12 protein-coding genes and 1 pseudogene are annotated in these 26,565 nt (G+C 35.2%); 8 read left to right on the top strand and 5 right to left on the bottom strand.

The window, feature by feature from the left end; translation table 11 throughout:
- From H0V01_04060 to H0V01_04030, 7 genes and pseudogenes are all read left to right on the top strand, one after another.
- Positions 1-504: ferritin-like domain-containing protein (locus tag H0V01_04060; protein ID MBA2582546.1), on the top strand; the 504-nt coding region annotated here is incomplete at its 5' end.
- Between the two features lie 11 nt (positions 505-515).
- The gene (locus tag H0V01_04055; GenBank protein ID MBA2582545.1) at positions 516-1,334 is read left to right on the top strand and encodes a ferritin-like domain-containing protein; all 819 of its coding nucleotides are present in this window, start codon (positions 516-518) and stop codon (positions 1,332-1,334) included.
- Between the two features lie 167 nt (positions 1,335-1,501).
- The gene (locus H0V01_04050) at positions 1,502-2,455 is read left to right on the top strand and encodes a DUF4249 domain-containing protein (GenBank protein ID MBA2582544.1); all 954 of its coding nucleotides are present in this window, start codon (positions 1,502-1,504) and stop codon (positions 2,453-2,455) included.
- A 312-nt stretch (positions 2,456-2,767) separates the two neighbouring features.
- Positions 2,768-3,712, top strand: coding sequence for a thioredoxin-disulfide reductase (gene trxB, locus H0V01_04045; GenBank protein MBA2582543.1), 945 nt, complete (start codon positions 2,768-2,770; stop codon positions 3,710-3,712).
- A gap of 256 nt (positions 3,713-3,968) precedes the next feature.
- Positions 3,969-4,310: pseudogene (cas2, locus tag H0V01_04040) on the top strand (CRISPR-associated endonuclease Cas2).
- A gap of 387 nt (positions 4,311-4,697) precedes the next feature.
- On the top strand, positions 4,698-5,831 hold the full coding sequence (locus tag H0V01_04035) for an ATP-binding protein (GenBank protein ID MBA2582542.1): 1,134 nt from the start codon (positions 4,698-4,700) through the stop codon (positions 5,829-5,831).
- Positions 5,832-6,602: 771 nt separating this feature from the next.
- Positions 6,603-7,037 carry an ester cyclase gene (locus tag H0V01_04030; protein ID MBA2582541.1) on the top strand — a complete coding sequence of 145 codons (435 nt, stop codon included), beginning with the start codon at positions 6,603-6,605 and terminating at the stop codon, positions 7,035-7,037.
- 101 nt (positions 7,038-7,138) lie between these two features.
- Here the strand turns inward: H0V01_04030 and H0V01_04025 are convergent, their stop codons facing one another.
- From H0V01_04025 to H0V01_04015, 3 genes are all read right to left on the bottom strand, one after another.
- Positions 7,139-8,755 carry a DUF3843 family protein gene (locus H0V01_04025; GenBank protein MBA2582540.1) on the bottom strand — a complete coding sequence of 539 codons (1,617 nt, stop codon included), beginning with the start codon at positions 8,753-8,755 and terminating at the stop codon, positions 7,139-7,141.
- Positions 8,756-9,233: 478 nt separating this feature from the next.
- Positions 9,234-9,899, bottom strand: a complete 666-nt coding sequence (locus tag H0V01_04020; GenBank protein ID MBA2582539.1) for a 4'-phosphopantetheinyl transferase superfamily protein — start codon at positions 9,897-9,899, stop codon at positions 9,234-9,236.
- The gene (locus H0V01_04015; GenBank protein ID MBA2582538.1) at positions 9,896-10,618 is read right to left on the bottom strand and encodes a thioesterase; all 723 of its coding nucleotides are present in this window, start codon (positions 10,616-10,618) and stop codon (positions 9,896-9,898) included. The genes H0V01_04020 and H0V01_04015 overlap by 4 nt, the downstream gene beginning before the upstream one ends.
- Before the next feature lie 86 nt (positions 10,619-10,704).
- Here H0V01_04015 and H0V01_04010 point away from each other — a divergent pair, with 86 nt between their 5' ends.
- A complete protein-coding gene (locus H0V01_04010; protein MBA2582537.1) occupies positions 10,705-13,014 on the top strand; it encodes a carbohydrate binding family 9 domain-containing protein in 2,310 nt (769 codons plus the stop codon).
- On the opposite strand, the gene H0V01_04005 is transcribed toward H0V01_04010, so the two are convergent.
- Positions 12,998-13,942, bottom strand: a complete 945-nt coding sequence (locus tag H0V01_04005) for a pyridoxal-phosphate dependent enzyme (GenBank protein MBA2582536.1) — start codon at positions 13,940-13,942, stop codon at positions 12,998-13,000. The two genes, H0V01_04010 and H0V01_04005, sit on opposite strands and share 17 nt — an antisense overlap.
- Positions 13,943-13,980: 38 nt before the next feature.
- Positions 13,981-26,499 (bottom strand): amino acid adenylation domain-containing protein, encoded by a 12,519-nt coding sequence (locus H0V01_04000; GenBank protein MBA2582535.1) that lies wholly within the window; start codon positions 26,497-26,499, stop codon positions 13,981-13,983.
- Positions 26,500-26,565: the final 66 nt, after the last annotated feature.

The following is a 26,565-nucleotide window of genomic DNA, read 5'->3' as shown; positions in this document are numbered from 1 at the left end:
TATGCGCTTGAGCAATTGGAAGCGGCCTTTTATACTCAGATTATTGCTACACCATATAGTGGCATGTCATCAGAAGAAGGAAAAATTATGGAAGACTTGAGAAGGCATGAAGTGGCCCATAGGGATTTCCTAAAAGCCGCCATTGGCTCAGCTGTAATACCTGACTTAGAAGTTGATTTCAGCACCGTAGATTTTACTGACCGTGCCAGTGTATTGGCAACAGCTAAGGCTGTTGAAGATTTAGGGGTATCTGCCTATAATGGAGCAGGCAGGCTCTTGCAGGATGTCAATTTACTGCTCATTGCAGGTAAAATAGTATCTGTTGAGGCAAGGCATGCCGCAGCAATCAGGGATTTAATCAATCCAAATTCAATTGATTTTGCCGGAAATGATGTAGTAAATGCGCAGGGGCTTGATGTGGTCAGAACCCCATCACAGGTTCTTGCAATTGCCTCAATTTATGTTAAAACGCCTATCAATGCGGCTAACTTACCTAAAACTTAAAAAATAAAACTATGGGAATTTTATCATTACTAGACCGATTGGACTTAGAAAACTTAAGTCCGGAAGAATATGACAATTTTGCATCCAGGAGAAACGCCTTGTCAAAATTAAGCCAATTTAGCAAAAAAGTTGCAATAGCAGCAATCCCTGCCGGTGTTTTGGCTGCAATACCTACTATGGCATCGGCAGCAGGCAACTCCGCAGTAATTGAAACATTGAATTTTGCCCTTACGCTTGAATACCTTGAGAGCGAATATTATCAGCTGGGCTTAGCTTCAAACGTAATACCGGGTGCCGAAAGGGCAATGTTTCAGCAAATAGGGCTGCATGAGGATGTACATGTTACCTTTTTAAAGGATACCATTTCCTCCCTAGGAGGAACTCCAGTTTCCAAGCCTACTTTTGACTTTACTGCTGGTGGAGCCTTTGACCCATTCAACCAATACCCGGATTTTCTTGCTTTAGCCCAGGCTTATGAAGATACTGGTGTAAGGGCTTATAAAGGACAAGCTGGAAATTTAATAAGTAGCCCTGATATACTAACGGCAGCATTGCAAATTCATTCCGTGGAAGCCAGGCACGCTTCCCAAGTTAGGAGGCTTAGGACAAAAAAAGGCTTAGATACTGTAAAAGGTTGGATTACAGGCGACAACAGAGGAACATTGCCTGCCCCTACCCAAGCTGTGTATGATGGAGAAGCAAACACAACACATGCTGGAGTGAATGCCACCACGATTACCAATATTCCTCTTGAAGGTGTGCAGGAAGCATGGGATGAGCCACTGTCAAAAGAGGAGGTATTAGCTATTGCCAGTTTATTTATTGTTTAACTTAATTTATTGCCTTATGAAATAGCCATGCACCGAACAGTGCACAAACACTAATGAATATAACATGGCGTATTCCATATGACCTTTAAAAAACAAATTATATACATATGAAATAGCCATGCTTAAAGCATGCACAAACAGGAATGAAATTTAACACAGTATTCCATATGACAATTAACAAACAAACCTTTAAATACAATTTACTTGTTTTTTTATTTCTGCTTATATCTTCAGCCTGTGAAAAGGAAATAACAATTGATATTCCCCAATCTGAAGAGAAATTAGTTGTAGAAGGGTTTATTGAACAGAATATGCCCCCAATTGTTTTTTTATCAAAAAACATTGGATATTTTGCTCCTACTGACCTTTCTACTTTGCAAAACCTGATGGTTAAAGATGCCCAGGTATCTATTGATTTTGGAGGAGAGACATATGAACTTACCCAAATTTGCATAGATAGCATTTCCGAATCCTTTTTGCCTCTTATTTCTGAATTAACCGGACTCTCAGAAGCACAGCTTAAATTATACAATTATTGTTTTTATACCAGTTTAAACCCAAATCTTTTGGGTCAGGTAAATCAGGCTTATACATTGTCGGTTAAGTACAGTGGAAAAGAATACCATTCTACTACCACAATTCCTTCCCCAGTTAATTTGGATAGTATTTGGTATAAAAAAAGAAACTCAGAAGGTAGCCATGGTGTGATATGGGCAAAATTAAGTGACCCAATTGGCTACAACGCATATCGAATTTTCACTAAAAGACTAGGTAAGGATGAAAATTATGTACCAGTTACAAATTCTGTTTATGAGGATCAGTTTTTTAACGGCAAAACCTTTGATTTTTATTTTTATAGAGGAACTAAAGCAAATTCGGATGTACCCACTGATAATAATTCAGAAAGTGCATATTACAGGGAAGCAGATACAATCGTAATAAAATTTTGTTCGATAGATCGTGAAGTTTATTTGTTTTTTCGGGATGTTGAAACTGAAATTGCAAATAATGGAAATCCTTTTGCTGCACCCTCCACAATAAGATCAAACATTTCAAAAGGAGGCCTAGGATATTGGGCCGGTTATGGAGCTGTATATGATACTATTATTGCCTTTGAATAAAAAGAAAAGCTGAAATAATATTGAAACTTTAACTTTCAATTCCAAAAACTTCCATTAAAGAAAATTATTAACACCCTATTATTAGGACATCTTCTAACCTAATCTTAATTTCAAAATCTCTTGATTGGATATTAAACCAGTATCCAATTTTTCAAATTCAATTCACTTTTTAATCAAACCCCAGAGCAAAATAATTTAGGGGGGATATAAATTGTAGATAACTTGTTAATATTATAAACAGTTAAAATCATCAATAAACCCTAATTTCGTGCTCAGTTTTAAATGTGCTATTCCAAATATTATTAAGAAAAAATGACAGAAGAATTAGAAAGAATCAAATGCCTAATAATAGGTTCCGGACCCGCTGGGTATACTGCAGCTATATATGCAGCAAGAGCAGATATGAAACCAGTTATGTATCAAGGCTTACAACCTGGAGGACAACTTACCATTACCACTGAAGTAGAAAATTATCCTGGATACCCTGATGGGACTCAAGGTCCTGAAATGATGGAGGACTTTAAAAAACAAGCTGAAAGATTTGGAACAGATATTCGTTGGGGCTTGGTTACAGAAGTTGATTTTATAAAAGCACCATACAAAATAACCATTGACGAAAATAAAACTGTACTTGCCGACACAGTTATAATTTCTACAGGAGCTTCAGCCAAATGGCTTGGCTTGGAATCAGAACAAAGACTTAATGGATTTGGAGTTTCAGCATGTGCTGTATGTGATGGGTTCTTTTTTAAAGGACAGGATGTAGCAATTGTTGGAGCTGGTGATACTGCTGCCGAAGAAGCAACTTACCTTGCAAAACTTTGCAAAAAAGTTTATATGATTGTGCGTAGAGATGAATTCAGGGCATCAAAAGCAATGCAATACAGAGTTTTGAACACTCCCAACATTGAAATTCTTTACAATTTTGATACTAAAGAAATATTAGGAGATAAAGGTGTGGATGGTGTTTTAATTACAAACAATGTAACCGGGGAAGACAAAAGACTGGATGTAACCGGATTTTTTGTTGCAATTGGTCACACTCCAAATACTGAAATTTTCAAGGATTGGCTGGATATGGATTCTACAGGCTATTTAATTGTTACCCCTGGAAGTACTAAAACAAAAGTACCAGGAGTATTTGCTTCTGGCGATGCGGCTGATAAAATATACCGACAGGCAGTTACTGCTGCAGGCACAGGATGTATGGCTGCTTTAGATGCTGAGAGGTATTTAGCTGATTTGGGACTGCATTAATCTGATTGAAAATCACCTCAATGGAAAAATCAGAAAATACACAAAAAACAAGCTCTCTTATCTAACTGATGATGCTGTTTTTAAAATCCACATTTTTATCTGTTAATGAAGCTCCAAATAAATGGACCATGCCCATCAGGGACTGGGGAATAATTTGTAATCAATTTTTAATTATTTTTGACAACAGAATGAAAATGAATTAATATTCAACTTTTTTTGTTTACACACTTTGTGGGATAGTGTCGGAAAACAAAAAATGCTTCAATCAAGGTGTTTTTTCCTTAAAAGAAGCAGTTTTTTAATCCGATATTTCTTTTGTTTGACTTTAATAATAGAAGCTTTAGCAACAACTAATATCGTGTTTCCTAACCTATTAAAAAATGGTTTTAACATGATGCAATTTTCCGTGTATATGCGCCATTGTGCCAGTAGTGAGAATACTGATGTTCATGAAAAAAGGATTCAACGTTTATTGCCTCCTTAGGAAAGGTTAGTGTTTTAAAGGATTACAGATAAACAAGATGGTAATAGTATGAATTTTTGGGGCAAAAACGAAGTCCCAAAAGAGTTTGCTCCTGCTCAATTAGAGCTGTTCTAAATTAATTATCGCAGTTTTAATTTTTTGATTAAAAAGCAATGTGCTGCAGGTCGGATGGGGACAAAAAGCGTGACAGAAAAAACAACAAAAGAGATTATTCGGTCCAAAAATGCGGAGATAACAGAAATATTCTCCGCAAATCAAAATCATTAATGAAGTATTTCATTTGAACAGTTAATCTGTCAATCAATAATTTGAAGTGCCCCAGAAAGGCTGCAATTGTAAATAAAACTGAATATATTTAAATTGAATTGTTGAAATTCCGGGAAAAAAGGTTGGTTGGTTTTGTGATGGGTTATGGGAGTATTTTAATTATAATACAAAATGTATGATACAAAATGTATGATACATTTTGTATCATAATTAAAATTTAACTATTTTTGCTGGATGGAAAAAGATTTCAATCCATTTGTATCCATAGGGTACAGGGGGCCTGCCTATTTTTGCGATAGAAAACAGGAAAGCAAACAGCTCCAGCAATTCATGCTAAACGGAGTGAATGTTACCCTGTTTGCAATCAGGCGGTTGGGAAAAACAGGTTTAATCCACCATGTTTTTTATCCCTACAAAAACAGCCTCAAAATAGCCTGCATATATGTTGATATTTTAGCAACTAACAACATATCTGACTTTACCAATCAACTGGCAACGGCAGTATATAACCGATTTCCTGCGCAAAAAACATTAGGCAGGAAATTAATGGAATTATTTCAGCGCTTTCGCCCTGTTATAAGTTTTGATGAATTAACAGGAAATCCATCCCTTAGTTTAACCATGCAAACCACAGCTCAAAAAGAAAATACAATTGGGCAAATTTTTAATTTTTTAGACCAGCAAAATGTAAAAGTAGTATTTGCCATTGATGAATTCCAGCAAATATTGGATTATCCTGAAACAAACACCGAAGCCCTTTTAAGAACCTGTATTCAAGGTTTGAAAAACATTTGCTTTGTTTTTTGCGGAAGCAACCAAAAAATGATGCACGAAATTTTCAATTCTGCCAAACGTCCTTTTTTTGCCAGTTGTTCCAACATGAATTTAACCTACATCAACCAAAAAGAATACAAGGAATTTATTGATCAAAAGTTTAAAGAAAACAATCGAAATATTGATGTAGATTGCATTGATTTTATATGTGAATTCACAAAGCTGCATACCTTTTACACACAGTATTTTTGTTTTATGCTTTTTGCGAAAAACAAGCAAAACAACACCTTGGAAGATGCGCATGAAACAGCCCTTTCTATATTAAAGCTCAATGAGAATACTTTTTTTCAATATAAGAATCTGTTGACAATTTCACAATGGAACATATTGCTTGCAATTGCAAAACAAGAAAAAGTGCATCAGCCACAGGCTAAAGAATTTATTGCAAACTATAAATTAGGAACCCCTGCCTTAGTAAAAAGAGGATTAGATGCCCTGCTCAAAAAAGAACTTGTTTTTTATAACTCCGCAGTAGAAAACCCTTATTACGAAGTTTATGACAAATATTTAATGCGGTGGATGCAATATAAGTAAAGCCTATTTGCAAATCAAAACGTAAAATATTTATTTTCAATACTTTATTAGAAAAAATGCACTTTGTTTTGGGTTTAATATGTGCTTACTGCCAAACACGAACAACTGGCAATAAAGACCTAGCTTGGAGACAGTTCCCAATGAATACATCGGTTTTATGAATATTGAACATTTGAAGGTTTATAAATTCAGGCTAACTTTAGCACAAACGAGCTCCCAAAAGAGTTTGCTCCTGCTCAAATAGAGCTGTTTTAAATTAATTATCACAGTTTTTAATTCTTTTATTTTCTCAGGATTCTTCTCTGCTATTTCTTTGAAAGTAGGTATATGAAGCCTCTTCTTTTTATTTTTTTAGTTTTCATTTTACATTATTTCTATAAATAATTTTTCAGAAAATGCTATGACCTCATTTCCGATATTGTAAAAATGAATTTCGTTTTGGCATTCAGGCCACCTATTATATTTCTTCCGAACCTGAAAAGCCAATTCAGTTTCACGAAATATAAACAGACTGATTAAACAGACTGATTTAAGGGAGGGTTAGAAGGTCAAAAGTGAAATAAAATACATTCTTAATTTCTCAATGCGCTTTTAACAAAAGGATTTTTTGTTTCAAACATTTAATAAAGGGATATATCAATACTAATATGGTGTTAAACCACTATAAATGTTGTTATTGCCACATTTGGGGCAGGCTTTTAAAAACAAATAATTATTACTAATTTCATGCTAAGTAAAACAACTAATAAATTAATTAAAAAAATAATTAACATGGAAAAAAATGTAGAAATTGTAACAAAAGCATTCAAATTATTTGAAGCTGGAAAAGTTGATCAATTCGATCAATATATGCATGAAAATATAGTAGAGCATACACCTGATCCGGCTTTTACTTCAAACAAGAAAGGGTTGGAATATTTTAAAGAGATCGGTCAAACTTATTTTGATGCTATGTCTGATTTTAAAATTGAAATTCAACAAGTATTAAATTGCGAAAATAAAGTTGTAGTACTTTCTAATTTTAAAGGAAAGCACACTGGAAATTTATTTGATATCGAGCCAACCAATAAAAATATTTCATTTACAAATATTGATATTTTTACCATTGAAAATGGCATGATAACAGAACATTGGGGAGTGGGTGATAATTTAGGTATGCTTATGCAAATGGGAGTAATTACTGAAAAGGAATTGTCCTCTCATTAATTATAAAACAAGTAACATTTTAAATGGGAACAGCCTCTTAATGGGGCTGTTTTTTTGTTTAAAGCTATCTCAAACTATGACAAAGGTATGGTTGGTGTAAACTATTTTTCATCTTGTCCAGTAAAAGTTATTGATGGTATTGAGTGATAATTATTTTTCTTCCAAAAACGAAGTAAAAAGTCTATATCGTCTAAATACATTTTGCCAACACCTTTATTAAAAAAAGGTAATTCTTTTTTACAGTTATCAATACAATACATTACCAATTCAGTAGATAAACTTTCGTCCATTAACAACCGCATAATATGGTCTTCACTGGATTCTTCTTCAAAATATGGATTGTTTGATAAAGGGAATGCCGAATTAACTGCCAAAGCTATTTCACTTCCGCTCTTCGGATTGAAAAATGCCAATCCTGTTTCAGCAACTTCAGAATAATTTTCAGGATTATCTTCAATTCCAAAAAATCCATCTTTACGGTTTCTTTTGTGGGCTTCCTCAATTTCTTTATCAGAAAGATTTAGTGAATTGTTAAAAAACTCGGTATAGGCTTTATAAAAGTCATTAATTTTATCTGATGGAATAAATGCTATTTGCGAACCATTATTAAAGTTCTTAAAAGCTTTTAGTTGTTTTTCGAGCATTTCATCAACTTCCTTTTTTTGATGGTCTAGGAAATTAACTGCCATTCTGCTTTCTAGAGAATTTTTTTCATCTAAAACTAAATCAGGGTCAAATGGAGCTTGAAATTGTATTCCCGAAAACCACCATTCGTCTTTCCATTTTACAATTCCCATAAATATTATGGTATCAATTTCTTTTAAATTATCGGAATAGTCAAATGATTTTTTTGTTAGTTTAAATTTTTTACTTGATGCAATATGCTCAAGAAAAATATCTTTATGGTCTTGTCCTTTGTAAAAAAAATACCCTCTTATTCTTTTAGAAATGTTTAAAAAATCAGCACTAAGAGGATGATTATTACCTAATATTTCCGAAACCCATTCTTTTCCGGTTAGACTAAGCAAACGAGTGTGGCTTTTATGAAGTAATGCATCTCTGTTCTCGTTTATAAACATCATTATCTCTTTGTCATTTTTACTTTCTTCAATTATCTCAAGTTCTTTTTCTTTTAAGTCGAATAAAGTATCTGTATAAAATAAATATGAATTAAATAAAATAGTGTCAATCAAATTTCTAGCAACATAAAAATCATCTTCTTTAATATCTATTTGATAAAATGATTTAAGGTACTCATTTTCGGGGGCATATTCCCATGCTTTGTCAAAAACATCCATTACCTTTTCGGCTGTTTTAACAATAAAATCATTATAAGGTGCAATGAATTTTTCTTCTTGTATTGTATTTAAGAAATACCATGTTAAAAGACTTACGTCTTGAACATTTATTTCCTCTTCGTAGTACTCGTCAATATTATAAAACGGTAGTTGTTTTTTATATAAGCGTTTGTGTACACTAATAAAACTGTTCCAAATATTAGTTCCAGAGATGATATCTTCGAAATAAGAAGTTAAAAAACAAGCCAATTGATTCACCTCTTCTTTGCCTAAATATATTTGAAGTACAAATGATTGTTTATTGGTTGTGATAGCTTGTTTAACGTCATTGCTCAGTTTTAAATAATAACTATCTGTTATTGTTTGACTGTCATATGGTTTAAACAGCAACCAGTCTTTAATGTATATTCTTTTATTCATTCCGTTTTTATGTTAATCTTTGAGGTCCGATTAGCTTTGCAGGTAATCGAGTCACGCAAGGGAATTTACAAATTTTATATTTTTTCTAATTGGTATTCGTGATTTTTAACACTTACGTTCGCACGGAACCGTGTTTGAAAGTCTCCCTCACATGGCTCTTCTTGTTTATAAAACACTAAAGTATTAAAATTATGGGTGCACCAATCTCCAGTGCGAAAATAATTTGGGATTTGCTTTGGTTTTAACCATCTTATGCTGGCATATACGTTCGATCTTTCTCCCATTTTATAACAACTTTTGGCAATGCACTACTAGCGGTTCAAGTTATTTATAAAATTATTTATGCTACTATCTTTCTGCCCATAGGTTTTAGTGACCGCACAAAATGAGACCAATACCCGTAATAAAAATAGTATTTTCCTGTAGAGATTGTTCATAATTCTAAATCCAGGTTGTGAATAAATGCTAAAAAAAGCAGCTATTTTTTAGCATTTATTATTTCACTGCCATAAAATACTATTTCTTCAATTTGCAAAGTATCAATGGTGTCATTAAAGGCAATCCAGGAGCTATAGTTATTATTCAAAAGCAGTTCCTGAATATGCCATTTGTTTTTTTGCAAAATGACTTCAGTATCGGTAATAACCATATCTTCCAATAAAATTGACAAGCCGCTACCCTCTGCTTTCAATACACTTTCTTTAATTGACCAGTATTTATAGAATTCCCTTAATGAATCTGTTGAATTTTGAATCAACGCCCATTCTTTTTCATTCATTGCCTTTTTTAAGTCATTAAAATCAATAGGTTTTATTGCTTCCACATCAACACCTATCTTTCCCTTATTGCTCCATGCGCAAATTACCAGTTCTTCGGAATGTGAAATATTAAAATCCATTGGTAAGTCAAAATAGGGGCGGTTATAATGATTGTATTTTAAATCCTGTAAACTATTTCCTGAATATCCGTTTCTTTTTAATGCTTCTTTTAGCAGTAATTTACCTATTAAAGAAGATTGCCTGTCCTGCCATCTTTTAAAAGAAGTTATTTTTTCGTGAAGGGCAACAGGAAGGCTTTGTAAATGGCGGCTCCATACCTCTTTAGAAAACGGCTCTTTACAATAAGTATAGAATATGCTTATCAATTTACTTTTGCTTTATCATTATCCAATTCAGCAGAGATTATATTACATATACTTTTAACATGGGGTATTAAAAAAAAATGATCTCCCTGGAATTGATGGATTTTTATGGGGGAACTTGTTTCCAGTTGCCAACATTTTGCAGCCTCAAGGCTTATTTTGTCTTCATCACCTAAAAAAACACTAAAGGGTACTTTCAACTTCTCCTGTTCCTTATGAAAATAAGTTTCTACAACCTGAAAATCTGCTCTTAGTATGGGTTCAAAATAATCCATTAAAACTTCATGTTCCAGCACTTCTTTTGGACTGCCTCCCAGCTCTTTTAATTTTTCTCTGAATTCCTGTTTTGGAAGCAGATAATAAATTTCCCTCTCATTAAGGTAGGATGGGCCACCTCTGCCTGAGGCAAAAAAATGAATGGGAAATGGAAGGTTGTTTAGTTTTATTTTATGTAATAAAAGATAACCAAGCAATGCCCCCATACTATGGCCAAAAATCCCATATTCCTCACCTGAATGAATAATTTCTTTAATCTGATTATAAATATCCTCCGCTATAATATGCGCATCAGTTAATAATTCTTCCTTGCTCCGCTTGCCTCTTCCTGGTAATTCAATAGGAACACAATTTATATGTGGCAGCAACAAGGATGAGAAATTACTGTAAGAGTAAGAACTCCCTCCTGCAAAGGGAAGAAAGAATAAATTAATTGTTTTTTTCACTTTTTAATATTAATTGTTTTGCAAAAATAAAAAACAAAACACACTGCTGATGCAATTCAGGGAATAAATTATATTTGCAATTAATTATGATTTTGTATTATACTTCTATTGCCCGAAAAACATTCGTGCTTTTATTTGCTTTGCTGTTCTTCACAAATCAGAATATATATGCACAGGAGCAGATACGCCCATTAAGGATAACTGAAGAAATAGAAGCAGACGGAATTTTAAATGAGCCCACCTGGAACAAGGCCCCTGTAATTTCGGAATTTATGATGATAAGTCCAGTGCCGGGAGGAAAGCCATCATTTAACACAGAGGTTAAATTGCTTTATAATGATACTTACCTCTTTGTTGGTATAAAGCTTTTTGATCCTGAACCAAAAAAAATGATAGCCACCGCTATGGAGCGTGACAGTGATGTTGAAGACGATGACAATGTTGTAGTAATCATAGACAGTTACAATGATAATCTCAATGGAATTGCATTTGCCACAAATCCACTGGGAGTAAGACAGGATATTGAAATTTCTCAAAATGGCGAAGGAATAAATGAAGATTTTAATACCTTTTGGAATGTAGCTGTTAAAATAACTGAAAACGGTTGGATAGCAGAATTTAAAATTCCTTTTTCTTCTTTAAGATTTACTGAAAAAGAAGAAGTAATAATGGGTTTTAAAGTATTAAGAACCATAAGAAGACTAAATGAAGAAATAATAGCTCCCCCTTTTGATGAGAACATTGCTGATCCACACTTTCGTCTTGATCTTGCCTTGGATATTATTTTTGAAAATCTCACCTGTAAAAAGCCGGTATATTTTACTCCATATATTGTTTCAGATATTCAGAAGAATAAAATACTTAACAGCACAGGGTCTCAATATGAGTCCAACTATTCAGCCATATCCAGGAAAAATTATTTTGAAAAATCAGTAACAGATAAAATCTTAAGTAATATTGGAGCAGATCTTAAAATGGGACTGAGTAAAAATTTAACTCTTGATGTTTCTGTTAATACCGATTTTGCTCAAGCTGAAGTAGACGACAGAATTATAAACACTACCCGCTTTAATGTATTTCTTCCAGAAAAAAGAGCCTTCTTCCTGGAATCAGAAGATTATTTCAATTTTAATATGGGTCCAACCCGGTTGTTTTTTTCTAGGAATATCGGAAGAAGCCAGGGTTTAATAGTCCCAGTATTGGGAGGAGTAAGGCTCACAGGACAGCACAAAGGTTTTCAAGTTGGGGCATTAAATATGCAAACTATGGCAATGGAAGAGGAGGGCTTACCTTCAGAGAATTTTTCTGTACTTAGGGTAAAAAAGGAGTTGTATAATAATGGTTCGTATGTAGGAGGAATTTTAACAAACCGAATTAGTATAAGCGATTTGAGTGTTTCAAATCAGGTAGCCGGAGTTGATTACCTGCACAGGATAAACAGGAAATGGTTTACCAGTGGCGCTTTTTCAGGAACTTTCAATAGTCGAGAAGAAACTTCTTTTACCAGAAATAATATGGCTGCTCAATTTAAACTTGTAAAGCAATCAAACAGAGGATTTAGCCATATTTTAGATGCTAAATATCTTGGAGAAGATTTTGATCCGGCCATGGGTTTTATGCGCTTTAATAATTTAACACAGTTTAGAAGTGGAAACAGCTATTCATGGGTAACCGAGAACAGCAAACATATTGCCGGTTATAAATTGGAAAGTGTGTTAATGAATGCCCGAAATTCTTCTACGGGAGCAAGCGAAATTTCCAATATTAATGTTTCACCATTACTGCATTTTAAAAATGGATCCATGATAAAATTAACCCCATTTGAATTTTACCAGGATACTTTTAATTTTTCCTGGAACATGAATTCAGATATTATAGTTCCGGCTGGTAATTATCCTATGTGGTTTTCATCTGTTTATATGTCTTCACCGGCAACAAAAAGATATAAATTAGAATCTTATGCAAAGAAGGGGGATTATTATGGGGGCCACATGAACAATATTTGGATTGGCGGAAAATTCAATTTAAACAAATATTTTCAGTTTGAAACTTCTTATGATTATAATCATATCCGGTTTGCTAATGATTTCCATATCCTGAATCAAGAAGCGCTTTTTGAAACGCACTTAGTAACCCTGAATTTAAACTTCCAGCTTAATTCAAAAATTAGTATGAAGGCTTTGGTTCAATATGATGATATGAGTAATAATTTTGGTTCAAACTTTCGCTTTAGATATAATCCAAGGGAGGGAACAGAATTATTTATTGTAATAAATCATGGAGTAAATACAATGCGTCAGCCTATGCAGCCTTTAAATCAGGAGTTACCATTGATTGCAAACCAATCAGTGATTGTTAAATTTATTAGGACTATGGATTTTAATCGGTTGAGGTAACTGAATTTAAAAGTGAATCAACTTTTATTATCTCCCTAAAATACTCCTCATCAATATTTCCACCGGAAACAATACATAAGCAAGCCTGATTGTTACCGGCTGTTTTTAATGCCACCGCAAGAGCTGAAGCACCCGATAATTCAGCCTTAATGCCATTGTGTTTCCAAAGCAATCTTACAGCTTCTTCCAGTTCTTTTTCACTGATTAATTTTACCTCTACCGCTTTATCTCTGCAGGCAATAAATACAGATTCCCCTACCCTGTCAACCATCATTCCGTCTGCCCTTCCAATGAGTTTGCCAAGCTGAACCCTTTCTCCTTTTTCTAATGAGATTTTTAAGGCTGGGGCATGGTCTAATTCCACTGCGTAAATTTTATGGTGGGCAATTGGATATTCTAATAAACAGGCAGATAAAAGCCCGCCTCCACCAACTGGAACAAATAGTACAGGAATATTTTCCAGTTCTTTTTTTACCTCATGGAATAAACTCCTGGTACCATCAATAATTTCAGCATCATCAAATCCGTGGATAAAAAAAGTATTTGAATTATTTAAAGCAAAAGCTTTTGCCTGTGCAACACAGGCCTGGTACTCGCCCTCTACTTCCATTAGCTGTGCATTGTAAAAATTTAGCTTTTGCTTTTTAACCGATGCGGTATGTTTTGGGACAAATATGGCAGCTTTTAATCCCAGTTTAGATGCTGCTATTGCCGTTGCTATCCCGTGGTTTCCTGTTGAAGCGGTTGTTACTGTGCTTCCCTTTGGCATATTGCCAACTTTATGCGCCACGCCCCTAAATTTAAAAGCATTTGAAACCTGCTTTGTTTCATCCTTCAGCCAGATATTTTTCCACCCCGAAACAGGCCCCTTGTATTTTACAAGAGGTGTTACGGTATGAGTAATTTTTAAAGCATTTGCTTCTTCCATAGGTCAAAAATTTACTGTTTTTCTAACTGCAGTTCTGCTTAATTTTTGTCCTTATGCAGCATTTTTAAAATCAAAGAAAAGTTGGTATTAAAATATTCTTCATTGAACATAGCAGCGTGCTCTCCAACTCCCTGGTAAACTCTTAAACCTGTTCCGGCAGTTTTCCAGCTTTCTCTGCCATTGTCTCCGGCTTTTTCGGTTTCTGAACGAAGCAATAAAATTTCTCCGTTTATCTTTCCATAGTCCGGTGTTTTGCGCAGGTAATCATAATAGCCACCAATCTTTCTTACAGCCGCCTTTTTCATAGCTTCACTGGTTAAATACCTGTTAGAGATATGATCAGAATCATCACTGATATATAGTTTTGCATATTCCTCTTTTTCTGCAGCGGTTACCGGCTCCGGCTTTTGTCGCAAATAAGAGTCTATCATAACTACATCCACTTTTTTACCTCTTTCAGAAAGCGCTTTTGCTACCTGGAAAGCCAAATTTCCTCCTGCAGAATATCCAAATAAAGTATAATCACCTTTAGGCTGAATTGCTATAATTTTATCAGCATAAATTTTAAGCCTGTCCTCGTTTTCAATAAAATTGAATCCGTAAAAAGAATACTCTTTCATCTGCCCGGCAAGGTCGCTATAGGCAATGGAATATCCTATGGCAGGCGGAAAGGCGAAAATATTCTTCTCTTTCTTCTCATTCAAAAGCGTTAGCTCTTCTGACTGTTCTGCTTGCTGATTTTTTTCTTCCAGGAATGCAGCCATTTTTTCAATGGTTGGGTAATTGAAGATGATGGTGAAAGGAATCTCCTGCTGTGTGATTTCCTTCACCTTAGAAACAAGTGCTACTGCTTTAAGAGAATTTCCTCCAAGCGTAAAGAAATTATCGCGGGTGCTTATTTTATCCACTTCAAGAATTAGTTTCCATATCCCTGCAAGGGCAATTTCTGTTGCCGATACCGGAGCGGTAAAGTCTTTGGCAGAAGTAACATTTCCAAAAGGTTCAGGAAGTTTTTTCCTGTCAAGCTTTCCGTTCTCGTTCAGCGGCATTTGCTCGAGTCTTACATAATGTGCCGGAACCATATATTCAGGCAGGGTTTTTAAAAGATGCTCATTCAGCTCTTCAATATTCACCTCATCTTTACAAACCATATAAGCTACAAGGTCTTTCGCATCTGCTTTTTCTTTAACCAATACGATTACTTCTGTAATTGCAGGATATTCAAGCAAGGTGTTTTCAATCTCTCCCAGCTCAATTCTGTAACCCCTTATTTTAACCTGGAAATCACTTCTTCCGATAAATTCCAAATGTCCATCAGGCCACCATCTGCCTAAATCTCCCGTGCGGTACATTCTTTCTCCTTGTATAAAAGGATTCTCAACAAATTTTACTTTAGAAAGAATTTGGTCAGTATATCCTCTGCCAACACCAGGCCCTGAAACACATATTTCTCCTGAAACGCCAGTAGGAACTACTTGTAGTTTATCATTTAAAACATACACATGTTCATTCAGGTGAGGCTTACCAATGGTGATTCTGTTTTCTTCAATTAAAGTACCGGTACTCCAGGTAGTAGCTTCTGTTGGACCATAAACATTGTAAACCTTTAGATGCTTGTATTGCAGCAATTTCTTATTTAAAGAAACAGGCAAAGCTTCAGCACCAACAAGAAGGATATTTACAGTATTTAAAAACTCATCTCCAACAGCACTGAACATAAGCGTAAGCCTTGATGGCGTAAACTGCATAACATTTGCTCCGGTGCGCATTATAATTTCTGAAAGCTGCTGAGGATCGTTACTTTCTTCTGTGGTTGTAATAACCATTGTAATACCGTTTATCATACTTGCAGTATGCTCGGTGTTTGACATATCAAAACTTATACGGGTAAGACTAAGCATAATGTCTTTGTCTGTATCAATGCTGTACTCCGTTTTAAAGTTCATTGCATAACTTACCACATTCTGATGCTCCAGCATAACGCCCTTAGGTTTTCCTGTAGATCCGGAAGTATAGATCATATAAACAAGATCTGTTGATTTGTTTACCAGAGCTAAGTTCGTATCTTCTGCTTTAAAAATAGCAGCATCATTTACATTGACGACAGTACCTTCAAAGTCAATAATATCAAGCAAATGCTCTTGGGTAACAATAATTTTTGTCTGGCTGTCTTCCAGCATATACAGGGTTCTATCCCAGGGATTTTTTGGATCTATAGGAACATACGCACCTCCGGCTTTAAGGATTCCCAGGATGCTAATATAAATATCAAAATTTCTGTCAATGATTAAACCTACACGATCATCTGGTTTTACACCTAAACCTCTTAATTTCCTGGCAAGTTGATTTGCTTTTTTATTGAGCTCGCCATAGGTCATTTTTTGCTCCCCGAAAACAAGTGCAATTTTTTCAGGCTCTCTTTCTACAAATTCCTCAACAAGCTGAACTATCGTTTTGTCCTTTGGCCATTTAGAAGCGGTATTATTAAACTCAACAAGGATTTTATGTTTTTCTTCAGCAGACATAAAATCAATATCTGATATTTGAGCTGTTGGATTTTTTAAAATATAATGAAGCAGGTTGATATAGCTGCTTAAAAAAGTTTCCATTGTTTGCTCCGAGAAAAGGCTAAAGGCATATTCAAGCCCAAGCTCTAATTCATCTTCTCCTTGTATAACAAGGCTTATATCGAATTTTGAAATATTGTATTCGAATTGGTAAGGCGAGAAGGACAGGCCTGCATCTGCTACTTCCATGCTGTTACGCTGGTAATTCTGATATGCAAAGAGCGTATCAAATAGCGGGTTCCTGCTCACATCTCTTTCTACCTTTAAAAGCCCCAGCAATTCCTCAAAAGGAAAATCCTGCCGTTCCATTGCATTTAAAACAGTATCCTTTACTTCAGCTATAAATTCACTAAAAGTTTTTTCGCTTTTTGGATGATTTCTCAAAACAACCGTATTTGCAAACGGCCCTACAACCGGCTCCAGGTCTGGGTGAACACGGCCAGCTACGGGACTTCCAACAATAAAATCTTCCTGTTGGGTGTACTTATGCAGCAGCACATTGTAAGCTGTTAAAAGTAAGATATAGAGCGTGCTTCCAGTGGAGTTTGCAAGCTGCTTTAACTGCTGAACAGTTTCTTTATCTATGCTTTTAAAAATATGTCCGCCCCTGAAATCCTGCACTGCCGGCCTTTGGAAATCGGTAGGGAAATTCATTACGGGTATTTCTCCTGACAATTTGTTTTTCCAGTAGTTTGCCTGCTCCTCTTTTACCAGCAACTGCTCACTTTGATTTTGCCAGTAAGCATAATCTTTATACTGAAGTGCCAACTGTTTTATTTCTTTACCCTCGTAAATTGATAAAAACTCATCAATTAAAATTGCCGTGGATGTTCCATCAGAAATTATATGATGCATATCAATGAGCAGAAGGTGCTCTGAAGGCAAAGTTGAAACGAGTGTTACCCGGAATAAAGGTGGGTAATTTAAGTTGAACGGCTTTATAAAACTATCTGCCAGGGCTTTTGCTTGTAACTCCGAACATTCAATAAATTCAACTTTAAAATCAATATTACTGATTACACGCTGAACAAACTGATTCTTTTTAAGTTCAAATGAAGTTCTTAAGCTCTCGTGTCTATTTATAAGCTCCTTAAAAGCATTTTCAAAACGTTTCTTATCAATTTTTCCTGACACTTTCATAGCCATAGGAAGATTGTAAGTAATCTCTGCTCCGTCAAACTCCTGCAAAACATACATTCTTCTCTGAACAGAGGATAAAGGATATTCCTCTAAAACTGGTGCTGGTTCAATGGATAAGAAAACCTCGTTCTCCTTGTTTTCCAAAATTTGAGCAAGTGCTTCAATGGTGGGCAGCTCAAAGATTTGTTTTAAACTAACCTTCACCTGGAATTCTTTAAAAATTTTTCCTGCAAGAACTGCGGCTTTTAGTGAATGTCCGCCAACTTCAAAAAAGTTATCATCAACAGAAATCTTTTCCTGGCCTAAAACAACTTTCCAAATTTCAGTCAGCTTTTCCTCTGTGATTGTTCTTGGTGCTATAAACTCTTTTTCTGCAATTCTTTGAAGTGTTGGCAACGGTAGCGCTCTTTTATCCACCTTACCGTGAGCTGTTACCGGGATTTTATCCAGCTGCACAAAAAATGCAGGAACCATATATTCAGGCAATATCCTGGCAAGCTCTTTTTTAATTTCTGAAATAGCTACCTCATTTTCACTTGTGAAATAAGCACACAAATATTTACTGCCTGAGGCATCTTCCCTATCAACGACAACTGCTTCAGAAATCGATTTTAAAGATAAAACAGCTTCCGTAATCTCTCCTGTTTCTATACGATATCCTCTGATTTTAACCTGTTCATCTCTCCTGCCTAAAAATAACACCCGTCCATCCGGCAGCCATTTGGCCATATCTCCTGTACGGTACATTTTCTTAGAAGAATCAAAGGGATTAACTACAAATTTTTCTAAAGTTAAATCCTCCCGGTTTAAATACCCAACACTTACACCATCTCCTGAAATACACAACTCCCCAACTACTCCCATTGGACAAAGCTGCAAGGAAGCCTCAAGAATATAAACCTGGGTATTGTCAATTGGATAACCAATGGAAGGAAGATGTTTATAATCTTCCCAACAATTAAAATCTATGGCCTGAGCTATAGAGCCAATAGTAGTTTCAGTAGGTCCGTAATGATTTACAAAAACTGTGTTACGATATTTTAAATGATATTTCTCAACATCAGCGGTACTTATAGCTTCTCCTCCAAGCATTATCATTCTTAAAGAGCTGCAATCGTATTGATTGAAGGCTTCCGAATTTACAAACACACTGAAAAGTGAAGGAGTAAATTTCATATAGGAAATCTGCTCCGTTTGAACATATTTTAGCAATTGTTCAGGATCAACAAGAAATTCTTTAGGTATAATGTGCAGCTCGTGTCCGCAAAGCAAAGCACCAAAAATATTGGTAAAGGAACCATCAAATCCAAATGAATGAATGAGTGTTGTTTTATCCTGTTTTTTTACCTGCTGATTTTCTATAAACCAGGAAACATAGTTATTGAGATTCTTATGTGTTAACTTAGTTCCTTTGGGTTTACCGGTTGAGCCGGAAGTATAAATAATATATGCTAAATCATCGGCTTTCGTGTTACATAAAAGGTTTGAATTATCTTCTTGTTGGAATGCCGCATCATCAATAAAAATAATTTTACCTGCAAAATCAGCTTTCTCCTTTAAGTGACTTTGTGTAAGTAAAATGGTGGCATTTGAATCCTTTAGAACAAAATCAATTCTTTCCTGGGGATAATCAGGATCTATTGGTAAAAAAGCACTTCCGGATTTTAAAGCTGCCAGAATTCCTGTGATCATATCCAATGATCTTTCGGTTATAATAGCTACAACCTGGTTTTTATCTGCTCCGGACCTGGTTAATTTATGAGCTAATTGATTGGCTTTTATATTTAACTCTTCAAAAGTTAAATTCTCATTTTTAAATACTATTCCCTTTGAAGTATTTCCTTCTACCTGCTCTTCAAACCACTGATGAATGGCTTTTCCGCTATCTGGATGATTCTTTAAAGTATTGTTAAACCCATTTAAAAGTAATTGTTCTTCTTCTTTAGAAATAAGTTTAAGGTCCTGAAGCTTTGAGTCCGGCTTTTGAATTACAGACTGTAGCAATTGAACAAAATGGCATTGAAGCTTTTCAATTGTTTCTTTTTTAAATAAGTCGGTGCTATAGTCAATAAAAATTTTAAAATCTTCCCCTGAATCTGCTATGGTAAAAGTGATATCAAATTTTGAAGATTTAGAAGGAAATTCTAAGGGTTTAAAATTTAAACCCGATGATGCGAAATTTGAACTCTCACCGGCACTTTGGAAAACAAAAAGCACATCAAAAAGCGGGTGGCGGCTTAAATCACGTTTTAAAGAGAGTTCACCAATTAATTCCTCAAACTGATAATCACTGTTTTCATTGGCTTCAATAAATTTTTCCTTAACATTCTTTAAAAATGATAAAAAGGAAATATCTTTTTTGGGAAAGTTTCTTAGTGCAAGCGTGTTTATGAAAACCCCTATAATTTTATCCAGGTCAGGATGATTTCTGCCGGCAATAGGTGTTCCCACAACAATGTCTTCACTACCTGAATATTTTGAAAGCAGCACATTAAAAGCTGTTAAAAATAGTTGGTAAGAAGTTGCTCCTGCCGAAAGCGCTATGTGTCTTAATTTTTGAGATGTTTCAAAATTTAAATTCAGAGAAATCCTGTTTCCTTTAAAGCTTTTAGAAGCCGGTCTTTTAAAATCGGCAGGAAGTTCAAGTACCGGAATTTCATCCTTGAACTGGCCCAACCAGAATTTTTTCTGATTATCTGAAGTACCAGAGGCTATACGATTATTCTGCCAATTGGCAAAGTCTTTATATTGGAATTTAAGAGGTTCAAGCTCTTTACCCTCATACAAAGCAGCAAATTCATTTATTAAGATATTCATTGACACTTCATCATTGATGATGTGGTGCATATCAAACAAGAAGTAATGCTTATTTTCTGCTATTTTTATCAGCTCTGCCCTAATTAAAGGTGGCTGTTCTAAATCAAAAGGTTTTACAAAATCTTTCAGTAAGTCTTTTGCCTCATTCTCAGAGGATTCGCGGCAAGAAAGATTAAACGCTACATCTTCTTTTATAATCTGTACCGGTTCTCCATTATTAAAAACAAAAGCTGTTCTTAGATTCTCGTGCCTCTGAATGACCTTTTTTATAGCTCCTTCAAACTTTTCAGTATCGAGTTGTCCTTCAATTGCTAATGCTCCAGGGATATTATAGCTTGTATTATCCTGCTGAAACTGGTTTAAAATATATAGTCTTCTTTGCGAAGCAGAAAGCGGATAAAACTCCCTTTTCTCAACATTGGAAATAGAAACAAATGCTGATTTTTCAGCAGACTCAATAAATGCCGCAAGTCCTTTAATTGTAGGGTTTCTAAAAATCTCTCTTAGCGGAACTTCTTTCTCAAACACTTTGTAAACCCGGGAAATAATTTGCGTTGCCTTTAAGGAATGTCCACCAAGTTCAAAAAAATTGTCTTCTGTGCTTGGTTTTTCAATATTTAAAGATTCACTCCAAAGTTTGGAAAGTTTTACTTCTGTTTCTGTAATAGGGGCTACATATGCTCTTGAAGTTTTTAAACTTTCATCCGGAAGCGGCAAAGCTTTTCTGTCCACCTTTCCATTTGCATTCAAAGGAATTTTTTCAAGAGAAATAAAATGAAGCGGAACCATATAATCCGGTAGCTTCGCAGCTAAATGTTCTTTTAACAAGGAAGTATCAACTGCTGTTTCACTTACTATATAAGCACATAAAAACTTCTGCGCGTCTTTTTCCTCAACATCAATAACAACAGCGTCTTTTATCCCGGAAAAACTTAGCAGTTGATTTTCAATTTCACCTAATTCTATTCTATAGCCCCTAATTTTAACTTGCGCGTCAATTCTTCCTAAAAACTCTATGTTTCCATCAGGCAACCATTTTGCAAGGTCGCCTGTTTGGTACATTTTTTCACCTGCAACAAAAGGATCAGCAACAAATTTTTGTGCTGTTAGTTCCGGTTGATTTATATATCCTCTTGCAAGATTATTTCCTGCAACACACAATTCGCCCGGCACACCCACAGGTTGTGGATTTCCTTTTTTATCCAGGATATAAACACGCGTACCATCAACAGGCTTACCTATTGGAATATTTTCATAAAACCTGTCAAGTTTAAATGAGGTACTCACAACGGTATTTTCTGTAGGACCGTAATTGTTAACCACATCATACCTCTGCTTTTTAAAGCTCCTTAATTTATCACCTCCTGTCAGCAGCAAACGCAACGATGAATTTTCCTGCTCCATAAATTGCTCTGCAATTTGTGTGGGAAGAAAACTTACACTAATTCCATTCGATTCATAGAAGTTGTTCAGCTTTCTCATATCCATCCTTATATCTTCAGGAACAATGGTAACAGAAGCTCCTGAAACCAGGTATGGAAAAATCTCCCAGACAGAGGCATCAAAGCCTAGTCCGGCATATTTTGTGGCTTTATCAGCAGCAGTTATGTTATATTGATTATTATGCCAGCTGCAAAGGTTAAACAATGCAGAATGTTCAACACCAACGCCTTTGGGTTGTCCGGTAGAACCTGAGGTGTAAATAATATAAGCAAGGTTTTCAGGAGCAATCACTGACTTAACACCCCCATTATTAATATTATTAGCTGCTTCTGTAATATCAATTACTTCACCACTAAATGCTGATTTATGAAATAGTGTTTTATCAGTTAATAAAATTTTTGCTCCACTGTCTTTAAGCATAAAATCTATTCTTTCGGCAGGATAAGCAGGATCAATTGGCAAATAAGCCCCACCTGCTTTTAAAACACCTAAAATGCTATACAGCCATTCTGCCGAAGCATTAAGAAATACCCCAACAACACCCTCTTTAACCAAGCCTTTTTTAAGAAGCAGAGCTGCAATATTTTCTGCCTTTTCATTAAGTTCATTATATAAAATTGTTCTATTACCATCTGAAATTGCAACATTATTAGGATTCTGAAGCAGATGTTTTTCAAATGCAGAAACAACAGTTTCATTTATATTTTCAGTTTTAACAGTAGGATTAAAATTAACAAGCAGCTGTTCTTTTTCTTCAGTAGATAAAAGATTAATATCAGCTAAAGCAATATTTTTATTTTCTGAAACACTTCTTATTATTTGGATAAAATGTGCGAAAAGTCTTTCAATGGTTTCTTTATTAAAGAGATGTGTACAATATTCTATCTGAAGTTTCAGTGCATCAGCTCCCTCAAAAAACTCAAAGGTTAAATCAAATTTTGACGTTTTATTTTCAAAAGGATACGGCAAAATGGATAGTTCATTTACATTAACTTTTGAATGATCATCTTTGAAAAAATTCTGATAGGTAATTAAAGTATCAAAAAGCGGATTACGGCTCATATCACGTTGCAATCCAAGATTATTAACCAATGCCTCAAAAGGGAAATCCTGGTTTGAATAAGCCTCCAGTGCAGTTGATTTAACCTCTGCAAGAAAAGCAGTAAAAGATTTTTCTGCAGAAGGATGGTTTCGCATAGCAAGCGTATTTACGAACATCCCGAGGATGTTCTCAAACTCTTTCTTTTTTCTACCTGCTATAACAGAACCTACAACTATATCTTCTTGTGAGGTATATTTATACAACAGCACATTATAGGCAGCTAACAAAGTCATATAAATTGTAGCTCCATTTTCACCTGAAAGACTGCGAATATTTGCAGTGTCTTCCTTAGATAAATTAAAACTCAGTTTCTCTCCTGAAAAATTCTGAATGGCAGGTCTGGGAAAATTTGAAACAAGATTAAGCACCGGTAATTCACCGGAGAACTTATTCAACCAATAAATTTCCTGCTTTTTAAATTCTTCACTTTGAAAAAACGAATGCTGCCATAAAGAATAATCTTTATATTGAATTTTAAGCTCAGGCAATTGCTGACCTGCGTATATCTGTACAAAGTCATTAAAGATTATTCTAAGAGAAACACCATCAGCAATAATGTGATGAATGTCCATTAACAGCAGGTGCTTTTCTTTATTTATTTCAACCAGCTCAATTCTAAATAGCGGTGCTTTCGATAAATCAAAAGGTCTTACAAAATCATTTACAATTTTATCGAGTTGGCTTTCTTCAGCTGTTTTATAAGTAATTTTAAATTCTACCTGTTGATTAACCAGCTGCACTAAATCTCCATTTTCGGTATGGAAGGAAGTACGTAAGCTCTCGTGTCTTTCAACCAACTTCTGAAAGGACTTTTTAAATTTTGGATTATCTAATTTACCCTCCAGAATCATTACCCCCGGAAGGTTGTAGGTTGTCCCTCCCCCTTCTAATTGATCTAATACCCAAAGCCTGTTTTGAGCAGCAGAAAGTGGATAGTGTAATTGAGTCGGAGAAGTTGTCGGTTCTTTTTCAGTCTCATCTTTTAACTGTACCTCCGACTGTTTTTCTACCTCCTCTGCAAGTGTTCTTATGGTAGGATAATCAAACATATCAGTGAATTCAATCTTCACCTGAAACACTTTCTCAATCCTGCTGATTATTTGTGTTGCAATAAGGGAATGCCCTCCTATATCAAAGAAATCATCATCTAAGGCAATTTCTTCTAATTTAAGAACCTCCACCCACAGTAGCGCTATTTTTTGCTCAATAGGTGTCCAGCTTTCATCAATTTTCACATTGGAAACAAATTCAGAGTTTTCTGCAACTGCTTTTTCCTGCTGATTTTTGGCATTTATATCAATTTGTAATTCTTCATCATTTTCATCTACCGGCTCTTTCACCCAGCATCGTATGGGCTCAAACTTATAGGCTGGCAATTTAATTTTTTGACCTGAATTTTGAGGATGTGCTTTTTGCCAGTTAACATTATACCCTGAAAGATAAAGTGAGCTGAAAAATTCTTTTAAAACTTCTTCATTATTGTCATTTAAATCAAAAACTTCAAAAATATTTTCCTGATTTTCTAAGTTTAAATTTTTCAATCCACCTATCAGCGTTCCGGCTGTTCCTATTTCAATAAAAGCAACTTTCTCCTTGGCAGCTTCTCTTTCAACAAGCGCTGTTAATCTTTTATTTAATTCCTCTACTGCAGTTTGTTTACAATCAACTACAGTTTTCAATGCATCTTCTAAGGTTTTACCTCCGGTAATTACGTCAATAACAGCTCTTCCCAAGCCAATACCCATTACATTTGGAGATGTTATTCCGCATTTTTCAAATAATTTGTAATAAGCAAATTGAAAAGCAAAAGTTTTAATGTTTTCATTCTCAATTCCTGATGCAGCCCTTAAACAAGCTTCATAATCTTCAGTGAAAGAAGGATATCTAGAAATAAAATGATTTATTAAACCTTCATCTGTTCCGGTATTGTCAGAGAATATAAAGAACAGTTTTTTTAATTCTTTTGATGCTTTAAACTCATTTGATAGATTTGGTAAGAAGTTCTCTATTGCCTCTTTTATAGATTCTATATTTTTGCAAAGCACCGAAAACCTGTAGTTGTAGTGTTTTCTGCCACGGTTTAAAGTATGGCTAATATCGGCAATTGAAGTAGTTGGATTTTCTTCAATAAATCTTTTTAATTCCTGAAGATTTGCTGCAAACACTTTTGTGTTTCGTGATGAAATATTTATTAACCAGGCTTTTTCATCGGTGGTTGCTGAAGCTTTTCTTTCGGGAGCTTCCTCTAAAATAATATGACAATTAGTTCCGCTAAGCCCAAATGAACTTACTCCTGCCCTTCGTGGCTGCCCCTCTGGCACATCCCACTTCTTTAACTGGGTATTTATGGCAATAACTGAGTTTTTAAAATCTATAAATGGGTTAGGTGCATCAAAATGAAGAGTTGGAAATAATTCTTTATTTTTAAGGGAAAGAACAGTTTTAATTAATCCTGATAGGCCAGCAACTGTGTCTGTGTGGCCTATATTTGACTTTAATGCAGAGGCGTAAATAAAATTCTTTTTATCGGTTAAGCCTTTAAATGCCTGGTCAATTCCTTGAATTTCTATCGGATCTCCGAGTTTAGTTCCACTTCCGTGAGGTTCAATGTAGGATATTGTTAGCGGATCAATATCCGCTTTTTTCCAGGCTTTGCAAATAACCTCAGCCTGTGCAGCACTGCTTGGTGCGGTAAGGCTACCCGATAACTGGGCATCTTGATTTAAAGCAGAACCTTTAATTACTGCATAAATAATATCATTATCGGCAAGAGCCTTATCCAAAGGTTTTAAAAGCACAGCAGCAACAGCTTCTCCTGCACTGGTGCCATCGGCTGCGGCAGAAAAAGATTTTGTTTTACCGTCCTGAGTCATGATACCCAAATCAGCACCACCTTCCTCTTCCTCGGGTTTAATTACTATTCTTACTCCACAAACAAGTGCATGACCGGCATCGCCAGCAGCAAGTTCATTACATGCCAAATGAGTTGCCACAAGAGTTGAGGAACAGTTGGTATCAATCATCATTGCACTGCCGCGAAGATTAAAAAAACGTGCTATTCGTCCTGCTGTAGCTGCATTTATATTTCCGGTGAATAGTGTAGGATCATATTTCTCTGCAAGCTCCCAATATTTCAGTATTACATCCCCTGCATAAACAGCCGTATTTGAGCCAAAAAAATGATCAATGCTATAACCGGAACTTTCGAATGTTTCATAGGCCACTTCCAGCATTAAGCGCTGGTGAGGATCCATATTCTGAGCCTCAGCAAGAGATATATTAAAAAGCTTGTGGTCAAATTTATCAACATCATCTAGCCAGGCAAAAACTTTATATTTTTTATTTACCGCTGAAGTAGTTGACTTTAACCTTTCTTTAGATAAAGGACGTGAACTGTCTTTGCCCGCTTTTAAATTATGATAAAGTTCATCAATGTTTTTTGCTTCCGGAAAACGCCCGGCTACTCCTATTATGGCTATATCTTTCATTCTTTTAGACTGTAGTCTTTTGTAAGTATTCTTATTTCAATCTCTTTCCGATTGTTATTCTTTTTG

It is taken from the genome of Bacteroidota bacterium (assembly GCA_013696965.1).
Classification (GTDB): domain Bacteria; phylum Bacteroidota; class Bacteroidia; order JACCXN01; family JACCXN01; genus JACCXN01.
This window is presented reverse-complemented; position numbering and strand designations above follow the sequence as displayed.

Bases quoted from the DNA above. Each gene is read 5' to 3' on its own strand.
- H0V01_04055 (MBA2582545.1), top strand. From the start codon at position 516: ATGGGAATTTTATCATTACTAGACCGATTGGACTTAGAAAACTTAAGT.
- H0V01_04050 (MBA2582544.1), top strand. From the start codon at position 1,502: ATGACAATTAACAAACAAACCTTTAAATACAATTTACTTGTTTTTTTA.
- trxB (MBA2582543.1), top strand. From the start codon at position 2,768: ATGACAGAAGAATTAGAAAGAATCAAATGCCTAATAATAGGTTCCGGA.
- H0V01_04035 (MBA2582542.1), top strand. From the start codon at position 4,698: ATGGAAAAAGATTTCAATCCATTTGTATCCATAGGGTACAGGGGGCCT.
- H0V01_04030 (MBA2582541.1), top strand. From the start codon at position 6,603: ATGGAAAAAAATGTAGAAATTGTAACAAAAGCATTCAAATTATTTGAA.
- H0V01_04025 (MBA2582540.1), bottom strand. From the start codon at position 8,755: ATGAATAAAAGAATATACATTAAAGACTGGTTGCTGTTTAAACCATAT.
- H0V01_04010 (MBA2582537.1), top strand. From the start codon at position 10,705: ATGATTTTGTATTATACTTCTATTGCCCGAAAAACATTCGTGCTTTTA.
- H0V01_04005 (MBA2582536.1), bottom strand. From the start codon at position 13,942: ATGGAAGAAGCAAATGCTTTAAAAATTACTCATACCGTAACACCTCTT.
- H0V01_04000 (MBA2582535.1), bottom strand. From the start codon at position 26,499: ATGAAAGATATAGCCATAATAGGAGTAGCCGGGCGTTTTCCGGAAGCA.